Origin of the sequence: Limimaricola cinnabarinus, assembly GCF_047631075.1 — a bacterium.
GTDB classification, from domain to species: Bacteria; Pseudomonadota; Alphaproteobacteria; order Rhodobacterales; family Rhodobacteraceae; genus Limimaricola; species Limimaricola cinnabarinus.
The window spans coordinates 54716-74579 of sequence record NZ_JBLHYX010000001.1 but is presented as its reverse complement, the minus strand read 5'-3'; the positions used below and the strand labels follow the sequence as shown (position 1 = coordinate 74579).

The window sequence follows — 19864 nt, the reverse complement described above, 5'->3', positions numbered from 1 at the left end:
CCCATCGGGGCACGGGCCTTGGCTACTTTTCTCCGAAAATACTGATTCCGGGGCCGCGGCCCGGCGCATCGCTTTAAATGAGGCGCAGCCCCGCCCCCTTGACCATCCGCCCGACCACCGCCGCCGCGTAGCCCGCGGCCCGCAACTCCGCCAGCAGCCGCTCGGCGTCCTGTTCGGCAACAGCGGCGAGCAGCCCACCCGCCGTCTGCGGGTCGAACATCAGATCGGTGCGCGGCCCGCCCGCGCCCGTGATCACCGCACCTGCCCCAGACAGGTTGTCGGCAAACAGTGTCGAGCGCGTGCCCGCCTCGGCCAGGTCCAGCGCGCCCGGCATCAAGGGCACGTCGGCCACGCGCAGCTCGGTGCCGCAGCCCGACGCCTCGCAGATGCCTGACAGATGCCCCGCGAGGCCGAAGCCGGTCACGTCGGTCATCGCTTGCGCGCCCTTCAGGATCGCAGAGGCGCGTCCCTGGTCCTGCCGCATCGCGTCCCAAGCCTCCGCCACGACCCGGCCGGGTGCCGCGCGCGCCATCTCGGCGGCCATGATCGTGCCCGAGCCGATCGGCTTGGTGAGGATCAGCACCGCGCCGGGCCTGGCCCCGCCGAGCGTCACGGGATCATCCTCGCAGATCCCCGTTACGGTGAAGCCCACCGTCAGTTCGGAGCCGAGCGAGCTGTGACCGCCAAGGATATGCGCACCCGCCGCGTCCATCACCTCGCGCGCCGCGCCCATGATCTCGACCATGGTCCGGCGCTGCATCTCGGCGCTCATGCGCGGCAGGATCAGGCTCACCGTTGCGGCCTGCGGCTTGGCGCCCATCGCCCAGATATCGCCAAGCGCGTGGATCGCCGCGATGCGGGTCATCAGGTCGGGGTCCTCGACGAAGCTGCGCAGATGGTCGGTCGAGATCACCTGCCGCAGGCCGCCGGTGACGATGAGGCCGGCGTCGTCGCCGGGCAGTGGCAGCACGTCGGCACGGGTGCGCGTGGGCAGCCCCGCCAGCGCCTCGCCCAGCGCGCCGCGCCCGACCTTGGCGCCGCAACCGCCGCACATCGGCTTGTCCCCCAGCGCCTCGACCACGCCCTCGGCCAGCGGCTCGGGCAGCTTGGGCGTCGCCATCTCGGGCAGATCCGAGAGCTTGCCCATGAAGCGCCGGTCGATCCGGTCCTTCCAGCGCCACAAAAGCGGATGGGCCACCGCGCGGCCCCATTTCTCGGCCATGGCCGATTTGCCGCCCAGCGAGACGAGCTTGAGGTAATCCTCCTGCGGGCAATAGTCGCGCATCGCGCCGCCCGACAGCGCCGCGCGCAGATTGTCAAAGAGCACCGGCGCCTGCCGCACCGCGAAGACCCCGGCCTTGGAGCGCGGCGTCTCGGTCATATGGGCGCAATCGCCCACCGCGAAGACGTGCCGCGCGCTGGTTTCCAGCGTCGGCGCGACATCGACGAAGCCATCCGTGGTCGCCAGCCCGGTCTCGGCCAGCCAGCCCTGCGGCCGCGCCCCCGCCGCCCCGATGGTGAAGTTAGAAGCCACCTCGCGCCCGTCGTCGAGCAGCACGCGGTCGGCCTCGATCCGCGCCACCCCGGCCCCTTCGATCGCCGTGACCCCGAGCGCGCTCATCCGGGTCCGGACGATCCGGCGGGCGCTGTCCGAGGCCCCGGCCAACAGCCTGTCCTTGTCGATCACCGTCACGGTCGCGGCGCGGTGGCGCAGCCCATGCGCCGCCGCCATCGCCAGCTCGGCCCCCGCCACGCCGCCGCCGATCACCGCGACGCGTGCCGGGCCTTCGCCCGCGCGGTATTCCCCCCAGGCGCGGGCGAGCAGGCCCAGCGGCTTGGCCGGGACGCCGTGTTCGGCAAAACCCTCGACCTGCGGCATCCGGCTGGTCACGCCGACATCGAGCGAGGCCGCGTCGAAGCCGATGCGCCGCGCGCCCACGATTACCTCGCGCAGCGCAAGGTCGATCGCCTCCGCCCGCCCGAGGATCAGCCGCGCACCGGCAAAGCGCGCCAGCCGCACGAGGTCGATCTGCAGGATGTCGGCGTCGTAATGGCCAGCGACATGGCCCGGCAGCATCCCCGAATAGGCGGTGAGCGGGCCGGGATCGATCAGCGTGACACGCACGCCGGGCAGTGGATTCATGCCCCAGCGCTTCAGCACCAGCGCGTGGGAGTGACCGCCGCCGATGAGCACGAGGTCGCGGGTCAGGGGGATGAGAGGCGTCATGCGCGCAGACCTATCGCGGCGCCGCGCGCCGTGCCAGTGGAAGCCACGGTCACGGCACCAGCCAACTGCCCTGCCAGCCCTCCTCTCGCTCGAACCGCGCGCGACGATGGATGTCACCGATATGCAGCGCCTCGATCCGCAGGATCCGCGCGCGCAGCACGGCAAAGCGCGCCGGGCGTGGATTGGGATGCCATGCATCGGCGGCGGCGATCGGCGTGCCGGGCGGCGGCACCGTGCCGTATTGGCGGCGCGCGGCTTCCGGCACCTGCTCCCACAGCGCCTTTTCCTGCTCATGCGGCAGGCGGATCACATGCGCGCGCATCCGCACCTGAAGCGACGCCTCCGCATCCCAGAACTGCAGCATGGCACGCGGCCCGTCGGTAAGCTGCAGCACCTTGGCCGCGTCGGCGTCGGAATGCACGTCGAGCGTCCAGTCCCCGGCGTCGAAGCCGCGCAGCACCATACTGCGCGCCGAGGGCCAGCCTTGGGCGTCGCGCGTGGCCAGCACCGGCAGCCGCGACGCCGCGTCCTTGTCCGTCAGCCCCGCCATGATGCGCGCGCGCACCAGATCCAGCAGCCCCGCAAGCGTCGTGATGTCACTCATAACCCGTCATCTCCAGATACCCTTTGCCCTCATGGCTCCCCGAGACCGTCACCGGCCCCTCCCAATAGGGCGGCGACAGCGCGTTCCACGCGGCTGCGTTCAACGCCTCGACCTCGACCGAGACGCCCTCCTCGGGCAGCCGCACCGCCCAGCGCACCGGCACATCCGCCCCGTCGGTCCGCGCCGTCTCCAGCGGCTCGGCCTCGAACGCGCCGACATAGGGCGTCGTCGTCCCGTCGGGCGCGATCCAGCTGGCGTAACTGTAACCCGCCGCGTCGTTTTCGCGAAGCTGGAAGCCCATCAGCTTGGTACCGTCCTCGAAGGAGAGCGAAAACCAGTCCCAACCGGTCTGCCGGTCCGAGAGCGGCTGCGAGGACCATTCATGGTCGAACCATGCCGTGCCCGTGACCTCGACCGGCCCCTCGGGCAGCGTCAGGCGACCGGCGACATCGAAGAAGGGCTGCGAATAGTAATAGCTCGCCTGCCCCTCGCCCGACTTGACCGAGAACCCGGCCTCGCCATGCCGCACCAGCGGCCCCTGCGCGGTGAGGGTCATGTCGTAGGCGAAGGCCGGGCCGGAGGCGGCAAGCTCCAGCGCGCCGAAATCCGGCCCCGCCATGCGCCAGTCATCGATCCATGCCGCGAAGGGGGTGGGCGTCACCCCCGCCTGCCCGATGCCGCCCCGCGCGAGGCGCTGGGTGAACAGGTGATCGTCGGGCGTGGTGACGGCGGCGTGGCCGAGCCATATCTGCGGGCTGTCCCATCCCGCCGCCTCGCGCGGGGCGAGCGCCGAGCGGAACAGCGTCCATTGCAGCCCGTAGGGCGTGCCGTCGGGGCCGGTGAGGTTGGCAGTGACATACCACCATTCGATGCGAAAATCGGGATGCGCGCCGTGATCGGCGGGAAAGGTCAGGACATGCCCCCGCGCGGGCAGGCCGAACCCGTCCGCCTCGCCCCCCAGACCGGCAAAGCCCTGCGCCTGCGCGAGGCCGGGCAGGCACGACAACAACAGCAGGATCCTAGCGTTCACTGGCAAACACTCCCAGAAGGGCGGCGGGCGGGGTGCGCGCCAGCCGGATCGCGGGCCACAACGCCGCAAGCGCTGCGGCGAGCAGCGCAAAGAGGCCGAGCTGCGCATAGGCCGCCGGAAACAGGGCCATCGGCAGCCGCCAGCCGAAAGCCGCGACGTTGACCACCGACAAAAGCACCCAAGCCAGCGCCAGCCCCACGGGCAGCGCCAGCAGCGTCGTCAGCGCCGCCAGAAGCACCGCGCGCAGCATCTCCAGCGCTGCGAGGCGGCGGCGCGTCAGCCCCAGTGCCCAGACCGGGGCCAGCTGCGGCAGCCTGAGCGCCGCCAGCGTCAGGAGCGACATCAGGATCGCGAAGCCCGCCACCGCCAGCGTCAGCACGTTGAGCGCCGCCGTCACCGCGAAGGTGCGCTCGAACACCTGCAGTGAAAACCGCTTGAGCGCCGCCTGATCGGTGATCGCGGCTTCGGCCACGCCCTCGGCGATGAGAGCGGCGCGGATGCGAGGCACCTCGTCCGGATCGAGCCGCAGACCAAAGCGGCGCGGCACGATTTCGGGATGCAGCTCCGCGAACAGCGCCTCGGTGACGATCACCTGCCCCACCGGGTTGCCGTAGTCGCCATAGATGCCCAGCACCGGCAGCTCGGCTCGGGGGCCGAGCGACACCGCATCGCCCAAGCCCAGACCGGCACGGCGGGAAAGTTGCTCGTTGATGAGCACGCCTTCGCGCGCGGCGAGGCGCTCCCACGGCGTCTCGACCGACTGCAGGAAGCGCCAGTTCTCGGGATAGGTCGGATCGGGCCGCGCGAGGTTCAGCTCGGCGGGCAGCCCGGCGACCTTGATCTCCACCGAGGCCAGCGGCAGCACCGAGCGCACGCGCGGCGCTAGAAATGCCTCGACCGTGCGGGCCTGCGCATCATCCGCTGTCTCGATATAGAGTTCGGGCGCGAGGCGCTGGTCGAGAAAGCCGGTGAAGGTCTGGCGGAAGGAGCCCACCATGGTCGAGACGCCGATATTGGCGGCCATCGCCAGCAACAGTGCCATGAGCGCCAGTGACAAGCCCGGAAGCTGCTGGCGCGTGTCGGCCCAGAACCACTGCGCCAACGCGCCGCGCGCCAGCCGCGCCGCCGCCGCCAGCACCGCCCCCAAGAGCAAGGGCAGCGCCAGCGCCGCACCGACGAGGCCCGCGCCCAAGGTGCCGAAGCCCGCGACCAGCCCGTCGCCCCAAAGCGCCAGCGCGGCCGCGACGCCGATCAGCCCCAGCGTCAGCGCGCCCTGCCAGCGGGCGCTGCGCGCATCCGCCATCGCCCAAGCCCGTTTGCCACCCGCCGCCAGCAGCGGCATCGTCGCGATGCGCCACAGCGCCGCCCCCGCCGCCAGCGCCGTGCCCAGCACCGCGATGCCCAGCCCCGACAGCCACCAGACCGGGCGGAAGGTCAGCCCGCCCGCCACCTCGGCCCCGTAGAGGCCGCGCAGCGTCGCCGCCACGTCGGGCAGAAGGCTCGCCGCCAGCAGCCAACCCAGGCCGACGCCGATCGTGCCCGCCACGAGCGCGATCCCGGCCAGTTCGGCCACCATCAGCGCCACCAGCCGCCCCAGCGGCACGCCCAGCGCCCGCATCGTGCGCAGCACCGGGCGGCGCTGTTCAAAGGCAAGGCCCACCGCGCCATGCACGATGAAGATACCCACCGCGAAGCACAGAAGGCCGAAGGCGGTGAGGTTGAGATGAAAGCTGTCGGTGAGCCTGCCGATTTCGGAGCCGCCCTGCGCCAAGCGCAGCGCGAGGTCTGGGGCGATCTCGGCCAGATCGGCGCGGCCCAAGGGCTGCTCCGGCGCGACCAGAAGCGCATCGACCCCGTCGCGCTCCAGCAATCGCTGCGCCACCGAGATGTCCGTGAGGACCGTGCCCGGCGCCACGTCCGGCGCGACCACCCGCTCGGCGTCGAGCGCGGGCAGCGCGTCAAGCGCCTCGGCGCGGCCGAAGACCTGCCCCGCGCCGCCCAGAAACGCCGCGATGTCGGCCTCCTCGGCCCCCGGCCCGATGCCGCCCGGCGCGGTCAGCGGTTCGATCCCGACGAGCCGGACCTCGCCCAGACGCCCCTGCACCACCGGGCTCACTTGCCAGCCCGCGCGGCGCAGCGCCACGTAGTCCGCAAGCGCGATCTCGCCGCCCGAGGCCGCTTCGATCCGCGCGTATCGCCCCTCGCCCAGCGTCGCGGCGGCGGCGTCGTAGCTTGCGCGCGCCTCGGCGTTGATCGCCTGCACCCCCGACCACAGCCCCGTCGCCAAGGCCAGGCCGGCGATCAGGGTAAAGAGCTGCAACGGCGCGCGCCGCCAATGCGACAGCAGCGCCCAGAGCACCGTGCGGGTCACGCGATGCGCCCCGCGCGCAGATGCAGCCGCCGTCCCATCCGGGCCGCGTGATGCGTCGAGTGCGTGACCATCAACAACGCCGCGCCGGTTTCGGCGACCAGTTCGAGCATCGCGTCCAGCACCGCCTCGGCGGTGGCCTCGTCGAGATTGCCGGTGGGCTCGTCGGCCAGCACGAGGCGCGGCCGCGCCGCAAGGGTGCGCGCGATGGCGGTGCGCTGCTGCTGGCCGCCCGAAAGCTGCTCGGGGTATTTCGCCAGATGCGGGCCGAGACCGAGACGCTCGACCAGCGCGGCTGTCGTCGCGGCGTCGTGCCGCCCCGCGAGACGCGCCTGAAACGCGATGTTGTCGCCGACATTGAGCGAGGGGATCAGGTTGAACTGCTGGAACACCATCCCCACCGTGCCGCGCCTGAGCGCCGCGCGGCCGGAATCCTCGAGCGCCGTGACCTCCACCCCGTCCAGATCGATGCGCCCCGCATCGGGCCGGTCCAGCCCGCCCACGAGATGCAGCAGCGTCGATTTTCCCGACCCGCTCTCGCCGGTCAGCGCCATGCTCTCGCCCTCGTCGAGATCGAGGTCGATGCCGCGCAACACCGGCACCGGCGCGTCGGCGCCCGGAAAGCTTTTGCGGATATCTCTGAGTTTCAACAGCATCAGGCGAAGCTAGGCCATTCGGCAGGGCGGGAAACACCCGCGATGTCTCAGGTAGGGGGTCTTCCGGTCCGGCGGATTGCGGACGTAACGTCGCACGTCTCGCCCGCCCCCCTTGCGAAAGGGCGAAAAATTGGGCTTTTTGGACAAGGTCCATCGATGCCGGGCATCGAAAGACCGCCCGGATTCGAGGATACGCACCGATTTGACCCCCCATATGAGCCTGCGCCAGAGGTTGAGATCGGATCTCGCGCCCTGCCACGATCGGCTCGACCGCTTCTTTTCCGACATCGACCTGGCCACCCGGCCCGGTCTGTCGCTATTCCTGCGCGCGCATCGCGCCGCCTTTGCCACGATCCGGCCTGCGCCGGGCGGACGCACAGGCCAGCCCCTGCTCGACACGATGATCGCGGCGATCGACGCGGACCTGCGGCATCTGGGCACGGCTCCGCCGCCCCGCCTGACCTCCCTGACGCTGATCCATGCGGATGCGCAGGATTACGTCCTGCTCGGCTCCCGGCTCGGCAGTCAGGTGCTGCGGCGGCGCTGGCAGGCGGCGACCGACCCGCGCGTGCAGGGCGCGGGGGCCTATCTGTCGCTGCCGCCGCTGACCGACCGTTGGCGCGCGTTCTGCGATGCGGCGGGGGCATCGCCGGCCGATGGTACGCAAGCGGACGCCACGCTGACGCAATCGCGACAGTTGTTTGAACTCTTTCTGGCGGCGGGCCATGCTGCATGCCGCGACGCTGCCCCTCTAGTGAGCGAACGGACCGCCTGAATGACCGACATCGCGACCGACGCCACCGTAGAGCTCAGCAATTGCGATCGCGAGCAGATCCAGTTTCTAGGCCATGTGCAGCCTTATGGCTGCCTGATCGCCATCAGCGGCGACTGGGTGGTTCAGCACGTCTCGGCCAATATCGACGACATGCTCGGCCTCGACCCCGAGACCGCGATCGGCGCGCGGTTTCTCGACCTGTTCCCGCGCGAGGTGGTCCATCACCTGCGCGGGCGGATCCAGATCCTCGGTCAGGATTCGGGCGCAGCGCGGGTCTACGGGGTCGATCTGTTCGAGGACGGGCGCTATTTCGACGTCTCGGTGCACGCCTCGGGATCGAGCTACCTGTTCGAGTTCGAGCCCAAGACCCAGCAGGCGATGCGCGATGAGATGTCGCTCGTGCAGCCGCTGATGTCCCGCGTGCGGCGCCGCCGCGAGATCCCCGCGATGGCGCGCGAGGCGGCGCGCGCGATGAAGGCACTGACCGGGTTCGACCGGGTCATGATCTACCAGTTCCAGCGCGACGACAGCGGAACCGTCATCGCCGAGGCCGCCCGTCCCGGCATGACGCCGTTCCTCGGGCTGCGATTTCCCGCCAGCGACATCCCGCGTCAGGCACGCGAGCTCTATGTCCGCAGCCCGATCCGGCTCATCATGGATGTGGATGCGGAACCGCAGCCGATCCTGCCCGCGTCCGGCCCCGAGGGCGCGCCGCTCGACCTGTCGATGTCGGTGACGCGGGCGGTGTCGCCGATCCATCTGGAATACCTGCGCAACATGGGCGTGGCCGCGTCGATGTCGGTCTCGATCCTGCGCGAGGGGCGGCTTTGGGGACTCATCGCCTGCCACCACGACACGCCGCATTACGTCGATTACGAGAAACGCTCGGCGGTGGAGTTGTTCACGCAGCTCTTCTCCTACGAGGTCGCCGCGGTCGAGACCGACGCCGAGCGCCAGCAGAGCCTGCAGGCGCGGATGCTGCACACTGGGCTGGTCGAGCACATGACCGACCCCAACGCCATCGGCGAGAACTTCGAGCATATCGCCCGCGCCATCGGCGAGGTGATCCCCTTCGACGGCATCACCATCTGGATCAACGACCGTTTCCATGCGCTGGGCTCCACCCCCACGCGCGAGGAGTTCATGGGGCTCTTGCGCCACCTGCACGGCGTGGCGGCGGGCCGGGTCCATGCGACCGACCTGCTGATGGACCGCTACCTGGCCGCCGATGGTTTCGTCGAGCGCGCGGCGGGGCTGCTGTCGCTGCCGATCAGCCGGGGCCCGCGCGACTACATCGTGCTGTTCCGCCGCGAACAGGTGCAACAGGTCACATGGGCGGGCGATCCGGCCAAGCCCGCGCAGCCGGGGCCCAACGGCCTGCGGCTCACCCCGCGCAAGAGCTTCGAGGCGTGGACCGAGACGGTGCGCCACCAGAGCGCGCCATGGACCGAGAGCGAAATCGCCGCCGCCGAGACAATCCGCATCACCCTGCTCGAGGTGGTGCTCAAGATCGCCGATGATTCCATCGCCGAGCGCAAACGCGCGCAGGAGCGGCAGGAGCTGCTCATCGCCGAGCTGAACCACCGGGTGCGCAACATCCTCAACCTGATCCGGAGTCTCGTGTCGCAAAGCCGCTCGGGCGTCACCTCGGTGAGCGAATACACCCGCATCCTCGACGACCGGATTGACGCGCTGGCCCGCGCGCATGACCAGCTCACCAACTCGGACTGGGAGGCGGCCTCGCTCAGGGAGCTGATCGAAACCGAAGTCACCGCCTTCGTGGCCGAGCGCCGCGACCGGGTGCGGATCACCGGCGACGACGTGCTGCTGGCGCCGGAGGCCTTTTCGACGCTGGCTCTGGTGGTGCACGAACTGGTGACCAATGCCGCGAAATACGGCGCGCTCAAGCATGAACACGGCACGGTAAACATCACCCTGACCCGGCGCGGAGATGACGGCCTCAAAATCGAATGGCGCGAGCGCGGCGGCGCGGCGGTGAAACCCCCGGAGGGGCGCGGATTCGGCACAACGGTGATCGAACGCTCGATCCCGTTCGAACTGGGGGGCACGGCGGAGCTGCGTTTCGCGCTTACCGGCACGGAGGCGACGTTCTCGGTACCGGCGCGCTTCGTATCGACCGCGCCCAAGCGCCCGGCCCCGGTGCAGACCCCGGGCGGTGCGGCCCTGCCCGAAGTGCCGCCGGCGCGGCTTTCGGGGCGCGCCCTGATCGTCGAGGACAACATGATCATCGCGATGGACGGGGCCGACATCCTGTCCGAGCTCGGCTGCGAGGAAGTCGCGACGGCAAGTGGCGTCGGCGAGGCGCTGCGGCTGATCGAGACGGGGCATTTCGACATCGCGCTGCTCGACGTGAATCTCGGGCACGAAACCTCGATGCCAGTGGCCGATGCGCTGCAGGCGCGCGGCGTGCCCTTCCTTCTGGCGACGGGTTACGGCGCGACAGACGGCATCGCCGAGAGCTATCCCGACGCGGTGATCCTCAAGAAACCCTACACCAAGCGCAGCGTGCAGACGAGTTTCACACTGCTTCTACGCGGTGAGGATCAGGGCTGATGCCGAACCGGTCTGGACCTCGTCGTCCCGGCGGGGCAGTCTGCCGCCGGTATCATGGAGCGGGAGACGAAGGCATGGTCGGATCGAAATGGCGCGGCTTGACCGTGCTGACGGGGCTGGCGGTTCTGGCGGGCTGCGAGGCGGTACCGACGGCGGCCCCTGCCGATCAGGCCGTGCCCATGGCCTTCTCCGCCTGCCTGTCGCGGATCGACGAGACGGCGACACGGATCGGCCAGACGCCCGCCATCCTCGCCGAGACCTCCGACAGCCGCATCGTGCGGTTTCGTGACGAGGGCGAGATCGTCACCGTGACCTGCGACGCCACCACCGCCCGGATGGTGGTGCAGACGCGCCCCGCCCCGATCGAGGCCGGCGCCGTACCGGTCGAGGCCACCGCGAGCTTCTGAGACGGAAGTGAGGCGCAGGCCCCGCGCCGCCGGATGGCGCGCGGGGCCTGCGCCTGCGAATGCGCCAGGGGCCGGACCGAAGGGGGGAGCATGATGGAGGATCGCCGCGACGAGATCGCGATTCCCGCCTGGGAAGGCGATCGGCTGGTGCCGGTCGACAAGATCGAGGTGCATCGACGCGGGCTGCGCCACCCGGCGGTGAGCGTCTTCGTGATGTGGCAGGGCCGCACGCTCCTGCAGCAGCGCGCGGCGGCCAAGTACCATACGCCCGGGCTGTGGACCAACAGCTGCTGCACCCACCCGCTTTGGGGCGAGGCCGCCGAGGATTGCGCCAAGCGCAGGCTCGGAGAGGAACTGGGGCTCGTCGATCTGCCGCTTCGGCATGTGGGACAGGTGGAATACCGCGCCGCCGTGGGCAAGGAGCTGATAGAGCACGAGCTGGTCGAGGTGTATCTGGCGAAACCCTTGCGCGAACCCCGGCCCGCGCCCGACCCGTTGGAGGTTCAGGACACGGACTGGGTCACGCTCGAGGCGCTGCGCATCGATATCGCCGCGCGCCCCGAGCGTTACACGCCTTGGCTCGCCATCTATCTGGCCGAGACCGGCCTGACGCTGTAAGCGTGGCTCACTTGTTGCCAGCGTCACCGGAGGGCAGCGACGCCAGATAGGCGAAGATATCGGCCGCGTTTTGCGGATCACGCACCCTGTAGGCCATCTTGCCGCGTGCCCGCCGGTCGTCCAACGCCGCGCGCAGCCAAGCGGTCGGGTCTTGGACGTATCCCGTGAACCGCTCTTGGGTCCATTCGACGCCACGCGCCTTCATTTCCTCCATGGCCTCGCCGTAGCGGAAGCCCTCGACCGACCCGATCACCCGCCCGTCGAGCGCATACAGGTTGGGTCCGGTGCGGGCGTTGCGACCGGCAAGCACCCGGCCATCGGGGCCCTGCACCACATGGCACGACACGCATTGCCGGCCGAACTGCAACTCGCCATTGGCGATGTCCTGCGACAAGGCCGGGGCCGACCAAAGCCCCAGCCCGGCCAAGGCCAGCGCGGCGCTTCGTGACAGCAAATTCATCGAGATCTCCTTGAACCCGTAAGTGACCGATGCCCCAGTCATCCTAGCAGATATATGCTCCGGGCAGGGCATCCAATCCCCACCGCGACACGTCACCGTGTCGCGGTGGGACGGGATCAATCGTGGGCGGCCAGACCTTCCATCACCCGGTCGAGCGTCGCGGGCAGGTCGCGCACCCGCACGCCGCAGGCGTTCTCGATGGCGTTGATCACCGCTGAACCCGATCCGCAGATCGCCAGCTCCCCGATGCCCTTGGCCTGCAGCGGGTTGGCCCAGTCGTCGCGCTCTTCGAGGAAATGCACGCCGAGCTGCGGCACGTCTAGGTTCACCGGCAGGTGGTATTCCGCAAGGTCGCGATTGACCATGTGACCATCACGCGGATCGTGCTCCAGCGCCTCGGTCAAAGCGAGGCCGAGGCCCCAGATCATGCCACCATGGCACTGCGAGCGCGCGGTCTTGAGGTTGAGAATGCGGCCACAGGCAAAAGTGCCCTCCATGCGCCGCACCCGCGTCTCGCCGGTCACGTCCGACACCGCGACCTCGGCAAAGACGGCGCCCCATGTCGCCTGCCGCACGTCCTGACCCGCCTTGCCCGGCTCCAGATGGCCAAGCGCACGCCATTCCTCCTCGCCCAAAAGCTCAGAGAGCTTGGTCTGGCGGTTGTCATGGATCGCGTGACCATCCTTGAGCGTCAGCTCGGTCTCCTTGACGCCGATCTTCGCCGCCAACCGCTCGCGCAGTTCCATGCAGGCAAGATAGACCGCCGTCGAAGTCGAGGCCGCGCCAAAGCTGCCCCCCGAGCCGGAGGCGGGCGGCAGATCGGTGTCGCCGAGCACCGTTTCGACCTGCGAGGGCGCAAAGCCCAGCATCTCGGCCGCCACCTGCGTCAGGATCACGTAGGAGCCGGTGCCGATGTCGGTCATGTCGCATTCGACCCGCACCCCCTTCCCGGTCAGCACGACACGGGCATGGGCCTCGATCATCATGTTGACACGCACGCAGCCCGCCATGCCGGTGCCGATCCACCATTCGCCTTCGCGGCGCTGACGCGGGGCCGTGTGCTCCCAGCCGAACCGCTTGGCCCCCTCGCGCAGCGTCGCCTCCATGGTCGAGGAGGAGAAGGGCTTGCCGTTCTCGGGGTGCTTCTCTGGCACGTTGCGCAGCCGGAATTCCAGCGGGTCGATGCCTGCCTTCTTGGCCAGCTCATCCACGGCGATCTCGAAGGCGGTGACGCCCACCGCCTCGCCCGGTGCTCGGACCGATCCGGCGGCGGGGCGGCGGATACGGGCGATATGATGCCCGACCAGCCGGTTCGGCGCGGCATATTGGAAATGCGTTCCCTGCGCCACCGGCTCGGAAAAGACCTCCTCGGGGAGCTGGCTCACGAGGTTCTCGTGACCGATGGCGGTGAGCTTGCCTTGCGCGTCGCAGGCCAGCCGGATGCGCTGTTTCGTCTCCGAGCGGCGGGTGACGGTCTCGAACACCTGCCGGCGGTGCAGCACCACGCGCACGGGTCGCCCCAGCACCTGCGCCGAAAGCGCCGCGGCCACTGCCTCGGGGGCGAGGCCAAGCTTGGAGCCGAAGCCGCCGCCGACATAGGGCGACAGGATGCGCACCTTTTCGGGCGCCACGCCCAGCACGTCGGCAAGCTCGTTCTTGTTGAAGCGCAACAGCTGGTAGGAGCCGCGCAGCGTCACTGCCCCATCCTCGTCCCACTGGGCGATCGAGGCATGCGGCTCCATCGCGGCGCTCGACATCGAGGACGTACGGTAGTCGTTGTCGATCGAAAAGGCCGCGCCCGACATCGCGCCGTCGAAATCGCCCTGCACGAGCTGCTTCTTCTCGGGCGTCTCAACTTGGGCCTCGCGGCTTTCGGCATCGAAAGCATGGGTGCCGTCGGGTTCGATCGTGACCATCATCGCCTGCGCCGCATGGCGCGCCTGCTCGAAGCTCTCGGCCACGACGCAGGCCACGGGTTGGCCCACATACCAAGCCTGACCCTGCTTCTGGACCGGGGATTTCCCGGCCATGCCTTGGGCGGCGTTGCGGATCATCCGCTCATCCTCGAGCACATGGAGCACGCCCGGCATCGCCCGGACCGCCTCGGCATTGGAGCCAGTGATCCGGCCGATCGTGGCGGCGCGCACGAGATAGCCGTGGGCCATGCCTTCGGGGGCAGTTTCCGCGGCATAAGTGGCGCGGCCCGACACCTTGAGCGGGCCTTCGGGCCGGTCCATGTCGGTGCCGAGAACCCCTTGGGCCATGCCGTCGAGGCGGCGATCGTGGTCGGGGGTGTCGTGTTTGAGGTGGCGTATAGTTTCGAGTGTCATGCCGAAGCCTCCGTCGCCTGCGTCAGAACGGCGGCAAGGGTGCGCCGCGTCAGCGGGATCTTGAAATCATTGCCACCATATCCCTTCGCCTCGGCGAGAAGGATATCGGCGGCGCGGTCGAACAGGGCGGCCGAGGGTGCCTCACCCACGAGGGCGGCTTCGACGTCCGCGTCGCGCCACGGCATCGGGCCAAGACCGCCGAAGGCCAGCTGTGCCTTGGAAATCACGCCATCCTCGACTTCGATCACGGCGGCCACGGAGACGAGCGCGAAGGCATAGGAGGAGCGGTCGCGCACTTTGCGATAGATCTGGCGGCCACCTGCGGGGGCGGGCAGAAGCACCGCGGTGATCAGATCGTCGGGCTTCAGAACGGTCTCGATCTGCGGAGTGTCGCCCGGCAGGCGATAGAACTCGCCCAGCGCCACCTCGCGGCGGCCCTCCGCGCCCTCGATCTCCACTCGTGCGTCCAAGGCCCGCATGGCCACGGCCATGTCGGAGGGGTGCGTGGCGATGCAATGCTCGGAGGTGCCGAGGATCGCGAGAATACGGTTCATGCCGTCCTTTGCCGCGCAGCCCGAGCCGGGCTCGCGCTTGTTGCAAGGCTCGCCCCGGTCATAGAAGTAGTAGCAGCGCGTGCGCTGCAGCAGGTTGCCGCCCGTGGTGGCCTTGTTGCGCAGCTGGCCGCTGGCACCGGCGAGCAGTGCCCTGCTCAGCACCGGCCAGCCGCGACGCACCCGCGCATCGGCGGCGAGATCGGAATTGGTAACGAGCGCGCCGATCCTGAGCCCGCCATCAGCCGTTTCCTCGATGCCGCCGAGATCGAGCCGCGTGATGTCGACAAGCTTGCCCGGCGCCATCACCTCGAGCTTCATCAGATCGAGCAGGTTGGTGCCGCCCGCGATGAAGCGCGTCTCTTCGCTTCCGGCCTCGCGCACCGCCTGTGCCGTATCGCCGGCACGCACATAGTCGAAGCTTCTCATGCCCCGGCCTCCTCTCTGGCCACCTGCCGGATCGCGTCGACGATGCCGGGGTAGCACGAACAGCGGCACAAATTGCCGCTCATCCGCTCGGAAATCTCCTCGATCGAGGCATCGACCTGCGCTTCCAGATCGCCTGTCACGTTGCTGGGCCAGCCCGCCTTGATCTCGTCGAGCATCGCGGTGGCCGAGCAGATCTGTCCGGGGGTGCAATAGCCGCACTGATAGCCGTCATGCTCCACGAAGGCGCGCTGCAACGGCGACAGGTCCTCGGGGGCGCCGAGGCCCTCGACGGTGGTGATCTCGTCGCCGTCATGCATGCAGGCCAACGTCAGGCAGGAGTTGATGCGCCGCCCGTTGACGATGACCGTGCAGGCCCCGCACTGGCCATGGTCGCAGCCCTTCTTGGAGCCTGTCAGCCCCAGATGATCGCGGAGCGCGTCGAGAAGCGTGGTGCGGGTATCGACGTCGAGCGCATGCCGCTCTCCGTTGATGTCGAGATTGAACTGCATGAGAGGCATCCTTCGTCGGCCGGACAGTCGGTCTCAACCGACACGGCCAAGCGAGGTTCCCCCGTATCAACTCCCCAGAGTGACCGCTCCATGCCACAACCCCGGGTCCTCGGTGACGAAGCCGGTCTCGTGCAGCGCGAGGCGCGCGTCGCGGCCCAGCGCCGGGATCGCATGGTCCATGCCATCGCGCAGCCGGGCAAAGCTGTGGCCCAGCGGCTCCAGCCGCCCGTCATCGCTGGCGCGCAGCCGCGCCGTTTCAACCAGGTAGGGCCGCGCCTCGGGCAGGTCGAGACGGTTCAGGGGCACCACCATCCAAGCCGGGGTGAAGCCGAGCTCGAGATCCGTGGCAGGCACCGGGGCTCGGCCTTCGAGCGCGAAGCCCGCGCCTTCACGCGTCATGCGAAAGGCCACCGGCCTCTCGCCGCGCAGCCCGGTCACATCCGCCGAGGTGCAGTGCCAGCCTGCGTCGCAGCGCAGGGCGTAATCGAGCGCCACCGCTTCGCCCGCCTCGTCCCAGCGCGCGTGCCCCATGATCAACCAGCCCGTGTCGAGCCGGGCGAGACGGCATCGATCGGTGCCATCGCGGTCGAGCCTGTGCCAGATCACGCTGGCCACGGTTGTGCCGGTCATCGCGCGCCTCTTCGGTCGATTTCGGCGGATCGTGGCACGACCGGCGCCATCCTGTCCACGATTCTGGGGGGTTGGCCGCTCAGGCCACGCCCAGGCTCCCGCCTTCAGGAGGTCTCGGAATCATCCTCGAAGATCCGCAGGAAGGCCGCCCCGAAGCGTTCGGCGTGGCGCGCCCCGAGCAGGCGTTCCATCGCCTCCATGTCGCGCGGCCGGGCGCTGGCCACCCGCGCCAACTCCTTGGCCGAGCAGGACATCGGTTTGTCATGCCCGTCCGCACCGCGCAGCAGATCGGCTTGCGCGGCCATCAGCCGGTCATAAAGCGATCCCGCCCCCCGGGTGGCAAGCTTGCGCCGCGCCGGATGGACGTCTTCGGAGGCGCCGGTGACGACCGCAAGAAACTCGCGTCCGTAGCTTTCAAGCTTCTTGGCGCCGACACCGCCGATCCGCGCCATGGCGTCGAGGGTTGCGGGTTTGGTCTCGGCCATCTCGATCAGGGTCCGGTCGGTGAAGATGATATAGGCCGGCAGGCTCGCCGCCTCGGCCAAGGCGCGCCGCTTGGCTTTGAGCGCCGAGAGCAGCGGAGCATCCTCTTCTGACACCATCTCGCGCACCTTCGGCCCAGAGCGTGCGGATTTGATCGTGTCGCGGCGCAGCGTGATGCTCTCCTCACCCCGCAGGATCGGGCGTGCGGCCTCGGTCATGCGTAGTGCGCCATGGCGTTCGGGGTCGGGGCGCATCAGGTCGCGGCCCATGATCTGCCGGAAGATCGCCTGCCACTGTGCCTTGGAATGATCCTTGCCCACCCCGAAGGTCGGCAGGTCTTCGTGGCCGCGTTGTTTCACCTTGTCGGTGGCATTGCCCATGACGATGTCGATCAGGTGACCCGCGCCGAACCGCTCATCGGTCCTGAGCGCGGCGGAAAGCGCCATGCGCACCGGCTGGGTCGCGTCGAAGGTCTCCGGCGGCTTGTCGCACAGATCGCAATGGCCGCAGGGCGCGCCGGGCGCCTCGCCGAAATAGCCCAAGAGCACGGTTCGGCGGCACTCCAACGCCTCGGCCAGCCCCAGAAGCGCATTGAGCCGCCCGTGATCGGCGGCACGACGCTCTGGCGGGGCGAGGCCCTCGTCGATCTGCTGGCGGCGGTAGCGGATGTCGTCGGGTCCATAGAGCGTCAGCGTTTCGGCGGGTGCGCCGTCGCGCCCGGCCCGGCCGATTTCCTGATAATAGGCCTCGATGGATTTCGGCAGGTCGGCATGGGCGACCCAGCGGATGTCGGGCTTGTCGATCCCCATGCCGAAGGCGACGGTCGCCGCGACGATCAACCCGTCCTCGCGCTGAAACCGGGTCTCGGCCTCGCGCCGGTCGCCCGCCTCCATGCCGCCATGGTAATGGAGCGCCGAATGCCCCGCCTCGCGCAGCGCGCCTGCCAAAGCTTCGGTCTTGGCGCGGGTGCCGCAATAGACGATGCCCGATTGCCCCCGCCGGGCGGCGGCGAAATCGAGGATCTGCCTTCGCGGGCTATCCTTGACCGCGAAGGCGAGGTGGATGTTGGGCCGATCGAAGCCGCGCAGGAAGGTCTCAGGTTGCTTGCCCTCGAAGAGTTTCTGGACGATCTCCTCACGCGTTTCGGCATCCGCCGTCGCCGTGAAGGCCGCGAGCGGCACGTCCAGTTGACGCTTGAGATCGCCGATCCGCAAGTAGTCGGGACGGAAGTCGTGGCCCCACTGGCTGACGCAATGCGCCTCATCCACCGCGATGAGAGAGGCGCCCGCGCGTTTCAAAAGCGGCACCGTCGCCCCCGAGGCGAGCCGCTCAGGCGCCATGTAAAGGAGCTTGAGCCGTCCCTCGCGCAGGGCCGCCAGCACCGCGTCGGTTTCTTCGGGCGTGTTGCCCGAGGTCAGTGCGCCTGCCTCGACGCCCGCCTCGCGCAGGCCGCGCACCTGATCGCGCATCAGCGCGATCAGCGGTGAGATCACCACCGTCACGCCGTCGCGCACCAGCGCCGGCAGCTGGTAGCACAGCGATTTGCCGCCCCCCGTCGGCATGATCGCCAGCACATCGTGCCCCGCCGCGACCGCGTCGACGATCTCCTCCTGCCCGGGCCGGAAGGCGTCGAAACCGAACACGTCGCGCAGATGGGTCGCCGGGCTCATGTCGGTCCTCGTCCAGGTCTGGCGGAAGCCTCCGATGAGGCGCGACAGGGGTTACTTGGTTCTTGAAATACTCACGATCCCGACGCCGGGCCGGGGCACTACTCTCAGTAGAAGAGGGCCGCGTTGTTCCTGAGCACAATTTCGATGGCATAGATGCCGACGAGGACCACCAGCGGCGCAAGGTCGAGCCCGCCCATCTGCGGCAGGATGCGGCGCACCGGGGCGTAGAGCGGCTCCAGCAGCCGGGTTAGACCGTCCCAGATCTGTGCCACCAGCGGCTGGCGCAGGTTCAGCACCTGAAAGCTGATCAGCCAGCTCATGATGAAATGCGCGAAGATGAAGAAGGTCGCGATGTCGAGGATGAGCATCAGGATTTGAAAGAGCGAGGTCATTGGCGGTCCGTCCGGGGCTTTGGGTCGCAACGACAGGTAAGGAGCCGGGACCCCGAGGGCAATCCCGAAGGCCAAGGCTGCGACCAAGGGCCCTCGCGTCACCCGTTGACGTGCCCGTCAGCCCCACGCAACCTGCGCGGCGAGCCCCCCGGTCCCGGAGTTTGCGCATGTATCCCTTCATCCGAATGTTCTGGCAGTTCTGGCGCCACCGCGCCGACGCGCCCCTCCCTGTCACCGGCACGCATGAGAGCCGCCACATCGTGATGCCGTGGGATCTCGACATGTGGAACGAATTGAACAACGGCCGCACGCTGACGCTGTTCGATCTCGGGCGGATGCCGCTGTCGAAGCGGATCGGGGTGATCGATGGGCTGCGCGCGAATGGCTGGGGCATGGCCGTGGCGGGTGTCTCGGTGCGCTATCGCCGCCGGGTGCAGGGGTTCGCCCGGCTGACCATGCGGTCGCGCGCGGTCTGTTGGGACGACCGCTACGTCTATACCGAGCAGGGCATGTTCCGGGCGGATGGCGAATGCACGAGCCACGCGTTGGTGCGGCTGGCCATCACCGACCGCAGACAAGGCGGCGTGGTGAACCCGGCGCGGCTGATGGAAGCGCTGGGTCAGGACCCCGCCTCGCCGCCGATGCCCGACTGGATCGCCGATTGGGTGCGTGCCGAGGCCGAGCGGCCCTGGCCCCCGATGGCGGATGCCCGGGCCGCGTCCGAAACCAGGGCCGCCTGAACGGCTGCGGGCGGACACTGCCCGCCCGCCCGCTTCGGCCCGCTCAGCGGCCCTTCTTCTCTCCGAGCGAAAGCGGCTTGGCCGCGCCCGAATTGGCGGTGGCCAGCACCTTCGGCTTTTCCTGTTTGGGCTTCTTCGCCTCGCGGTTGCCGCGCTTGTTGTCGCCTTTTCCCATCACGATCTCACATGCTGAAAGGACCGCCCGGCGACGCGCCGGACGGATGGTCCCGATGCAAATCAAGGTTGCCTGACCGATCGGTCAGGGCGGTGATCCTGGCAGGATGCGCGGGAGAGACTCGCGTCTCGCACCGATGCACGGCTCAAATCTACGCCGCGTATGACCGCTCGCACAAGCGGTCCCGGTGATAGACGCGTCACGACGCAGCAATCCAGCGGCGATCCGGCGGTATG

At 69.2% G+C, this 19864-nt stretch carries 18 protein-coding genes; 5 read left to right on the top strand and 13 right to left on the bottom strand.

All coding sequences use genetic code 11. The features are described 5' to 3' along the window. Positions 1 to 73 precede the first annotated feature (73 nt). The 5 genes from selD to ACJASC_RS00365 are packed head-to-tail and all read right to left on the bottom strand — an operon-like array spanning position 74 to position 6885. Positions 74 to 2227: a selenide, water dikinase SelD gene (selD, locus tag ACJASC_RS00385; RefSeq protein WP_415142613.1), complete on the bottom strand. Its 2154-nt coding sequence runs from the start codon at positions 2225 to 2227 to the stop codon at positions 74 to 76. Between the two features lie 49 nt (positions 2228 to 2276). Then, positions 2277 to 2831 carry a pyridoxamine 5'-phosphate oxidase family protein gene (locus tag ACJASC_RS00380; RefSeq protein ID WP_415142611.1) on the bottom strand — a complete coding sequence of 185 codons (555 nt, stop codon included), beginning with the start codon at positions 2829 to 2831 and terminating at the stop codon, positions 2277 to 2279. Beyond that, on the bottom strand, positions 2824 to 3861 hold the full coding sequence (locus tag ACJASC_RS00375; protein ID WP_415142609.1) for a lipocalin-like domain-containing protein: 1038 nt from the start codon (positions 3859 to 3861) through the stop codon (positions 2824 to 2826). Before ACJASC_RS00375 ends, ACJASC_RS00380 begins: the two co-directional genes overlap by 8 nt. Then, a complete protein-coding gene (locus ACJASC_RS00370; RefSeq protein WP_415142607.1) occupies positions 3851 to 6232 on the bottom strand; it encodes an FtsX-like permease family protein in 2382 nt (793 codons plus the stop codon). Before ACJASC_RS00370 ends, ACJASC_RS00375 begins: the two co-directional genes overlap by 11 nt. Further along, positions 6229 to 6885, bottom strand: a complete 657-nt coding sequence (locus ACJASC_RS00365; protein WP_415142605.1) for an ABC transporter ATP-binding protein — start codon at positions 6883 to 6885, stop codon at positions 6229 to 6231. Before ACJASC_RS00365 ends, ACJASC_RS00370 begins: the two co-directional genes overlap by 4 nt. Positions 6886 to 7099: 214 nt before the next feature. On the opposite strand from ACJASC_RS00365, the gene ACJASC_RS00360 reads away from it, so the two are divergent. The 4 genes from ACJASC_RS00360 (at position 7100) to idi (ending at position 11259) form a co-directional block, all read left to right on the top strand. Then, positions 7100 to 7660 carry a heme oxygenase-like domain-containing protein gene (locus ACJASC_RS00360; protein WP_415142603.1) on the top strand — a complete coding sequence of 187 codons (561 nt, stop codon included), beginning with the start codon at positions 7100 to 7102 and terminating at the stop codon, positions 7658 to 7660. Further along, the gene (locus tag ACJASC_RS00355; protein ID WP_415142601.1) at positions 7661 to 10234 is read left to right on the top strand and encodes an HWE histidine kinase domain-containing protein; all 2574 of its coding nucleotides are present in this window, start codon (positions 7661 to 7663) and stop codon (positions 10232 to 10234) included. Between the two features lie 74 nt (positions 10235 to 10308). Continuing rightward, the gene (locus tag ACJASC_RS00350) at positions 10309 to 10641 is read left to right on the top strand and encodes a hypothetical protein (protein ID WP_021692369.1); all 333 of its coding nucleotides are present in this window, start codon (positions 10309 to 10311) and stop codon (positions 10639 to 10641) included. 93 nt (positions 10642 to 10734) lie between these two features. Next, complete coding sequence (idi, locus tag ACJASC_RS00345; RefSeq protein ID WP_415143040.1) at positions 10735 to 11259, top strand: isopentenyl-diphosphate delta-isomerase; 525 nt, start codon at positions 10735 to 10737, stop codon at positions 11257 to 11259. Between the two features lie 7 nt (positions 11260 to 11266). Here the strand turns inward: idi and ACJASC_RS00340 are convergent, their stop codons facing one another. The 7 genes from ACJASC_RS00340 to ACJASC_RS00310 form a co-directional block, all read right to left on the bottom strand. Continuing rightward, positions 11267 to 11719, bottom strand: a complete 453-nt coding sequence (locus ACJASC_RS00340; protein ID WP_415142598.1) for a c-type cytochrome — start codon at positions 11717 to 11719, stop codon at positions 11267 to 11269. Positions 11720 to 11835: 116 nt separating this feature from the next. Further along, positions 11836 to 14049, bottom strand: coding sequence for a xanthine dehydrogenase family protein molybdopterin-binding subunit (locus ACJASC_RS00335; RefSeq protein ID WP_415142596.1), 2214 nt, complete (start codon positions 14047 to 14049; stop codon positions 11836 to 11838). After that, a complete protein-coding gene (locus ACJASC_RS00330) occupies positions 14046 to 15029 on the bottom strand; it encodes an FAD binding domain-containing protein (RefSeq protein WP_415142594.1) in 984 nt (327 codons plus the stop codon). The genes ACJASC_RS00335 and ACJASC_RS00330 overlap by 4 nt, the downstream gene beginning before the upstream one ends. Next, positions 15026 to 15538, bottom strand: a complete 513-nt coding sequence (locus ACJASC_RS00325; protein WP_415142592.1) for a 2Fe-2S iron-sulfur cluster-binding protein — start codon at positions 15536 to 15538, stop codon at positions 15026 to 15028. Before ACJASC_RS00325 ends, ACJASC_RS00330 begins: the two co-directional genes overlap by 4 nt. Before the next feature lie 66 nt (positions 15539 to 15604). Next, on the bottom strand, positions 15605 to 16168 hold the full coding sequence (locus ACJASC_RS00320) for a putative glycolipid-binding domain-containing protein (RefSeq protein WP_415142590.1): 564 nt from the start codon (positions 16166 to 16168) through the stop codon (positions 15605 to 15607). A gap of 104 nt (positions 16169 to 16272) precedes the next feature. After that, positions 16273 to 18321, bottom strand: coding sequence for a DNA helicase RecQ (gene recQ / locus ACJASC_RS00315; protein WP_415142588.1), 2049 nt, complete (start codon positions 18319 to 18321; stop codon positions 16273 to 16275). A 104-nt stretch (positions 18322 to 18425) separates the two neighbouring features. After that, positions 18426 to 18713, bottom strand: coding sequence for a YggT family protein (locus tag ACJASC_RS00310; protein WP_415142586.1), 288 nt, complete (start codon positions 18711 to 18713; stop codon positions 18426 to 18428). A 167-nt stretch (positions 18714 to 18880) separates the two neighbouring features. Between ACJASC_RS00310 and ACJASC_RS00305 the strand changes: the two genes are divergently transcribed. Continuing rightward, positions 18881 to 19453, top strand: a complete 573-nt coding sequence (locus ACJASC_RS00305; RefSeq protein ID WP_415142584.1) for an acyl-CoA thioesterase — start codon at positions 18881 to 18883, stop codon at positions 19451 to 19453. Positions 19454 to 19496: 43 nt separating this feature from the next. Here the strand turns inward: ACJASC_RS00305 and ACJASC_RS00300 are convergent, their stop codons facing one another. Further along, a complete protein-coding gene (locus tag ACJASC_RS00300) occupies positions 19497 to 19628 on the bottom strand; it encodes a hypothetical protein (RefSeq protein WP_021692379.1) in 132 nt (43 codons plus the stop codon). Positions 19629 to 19864: the final 236 nt, after the last annotated feature.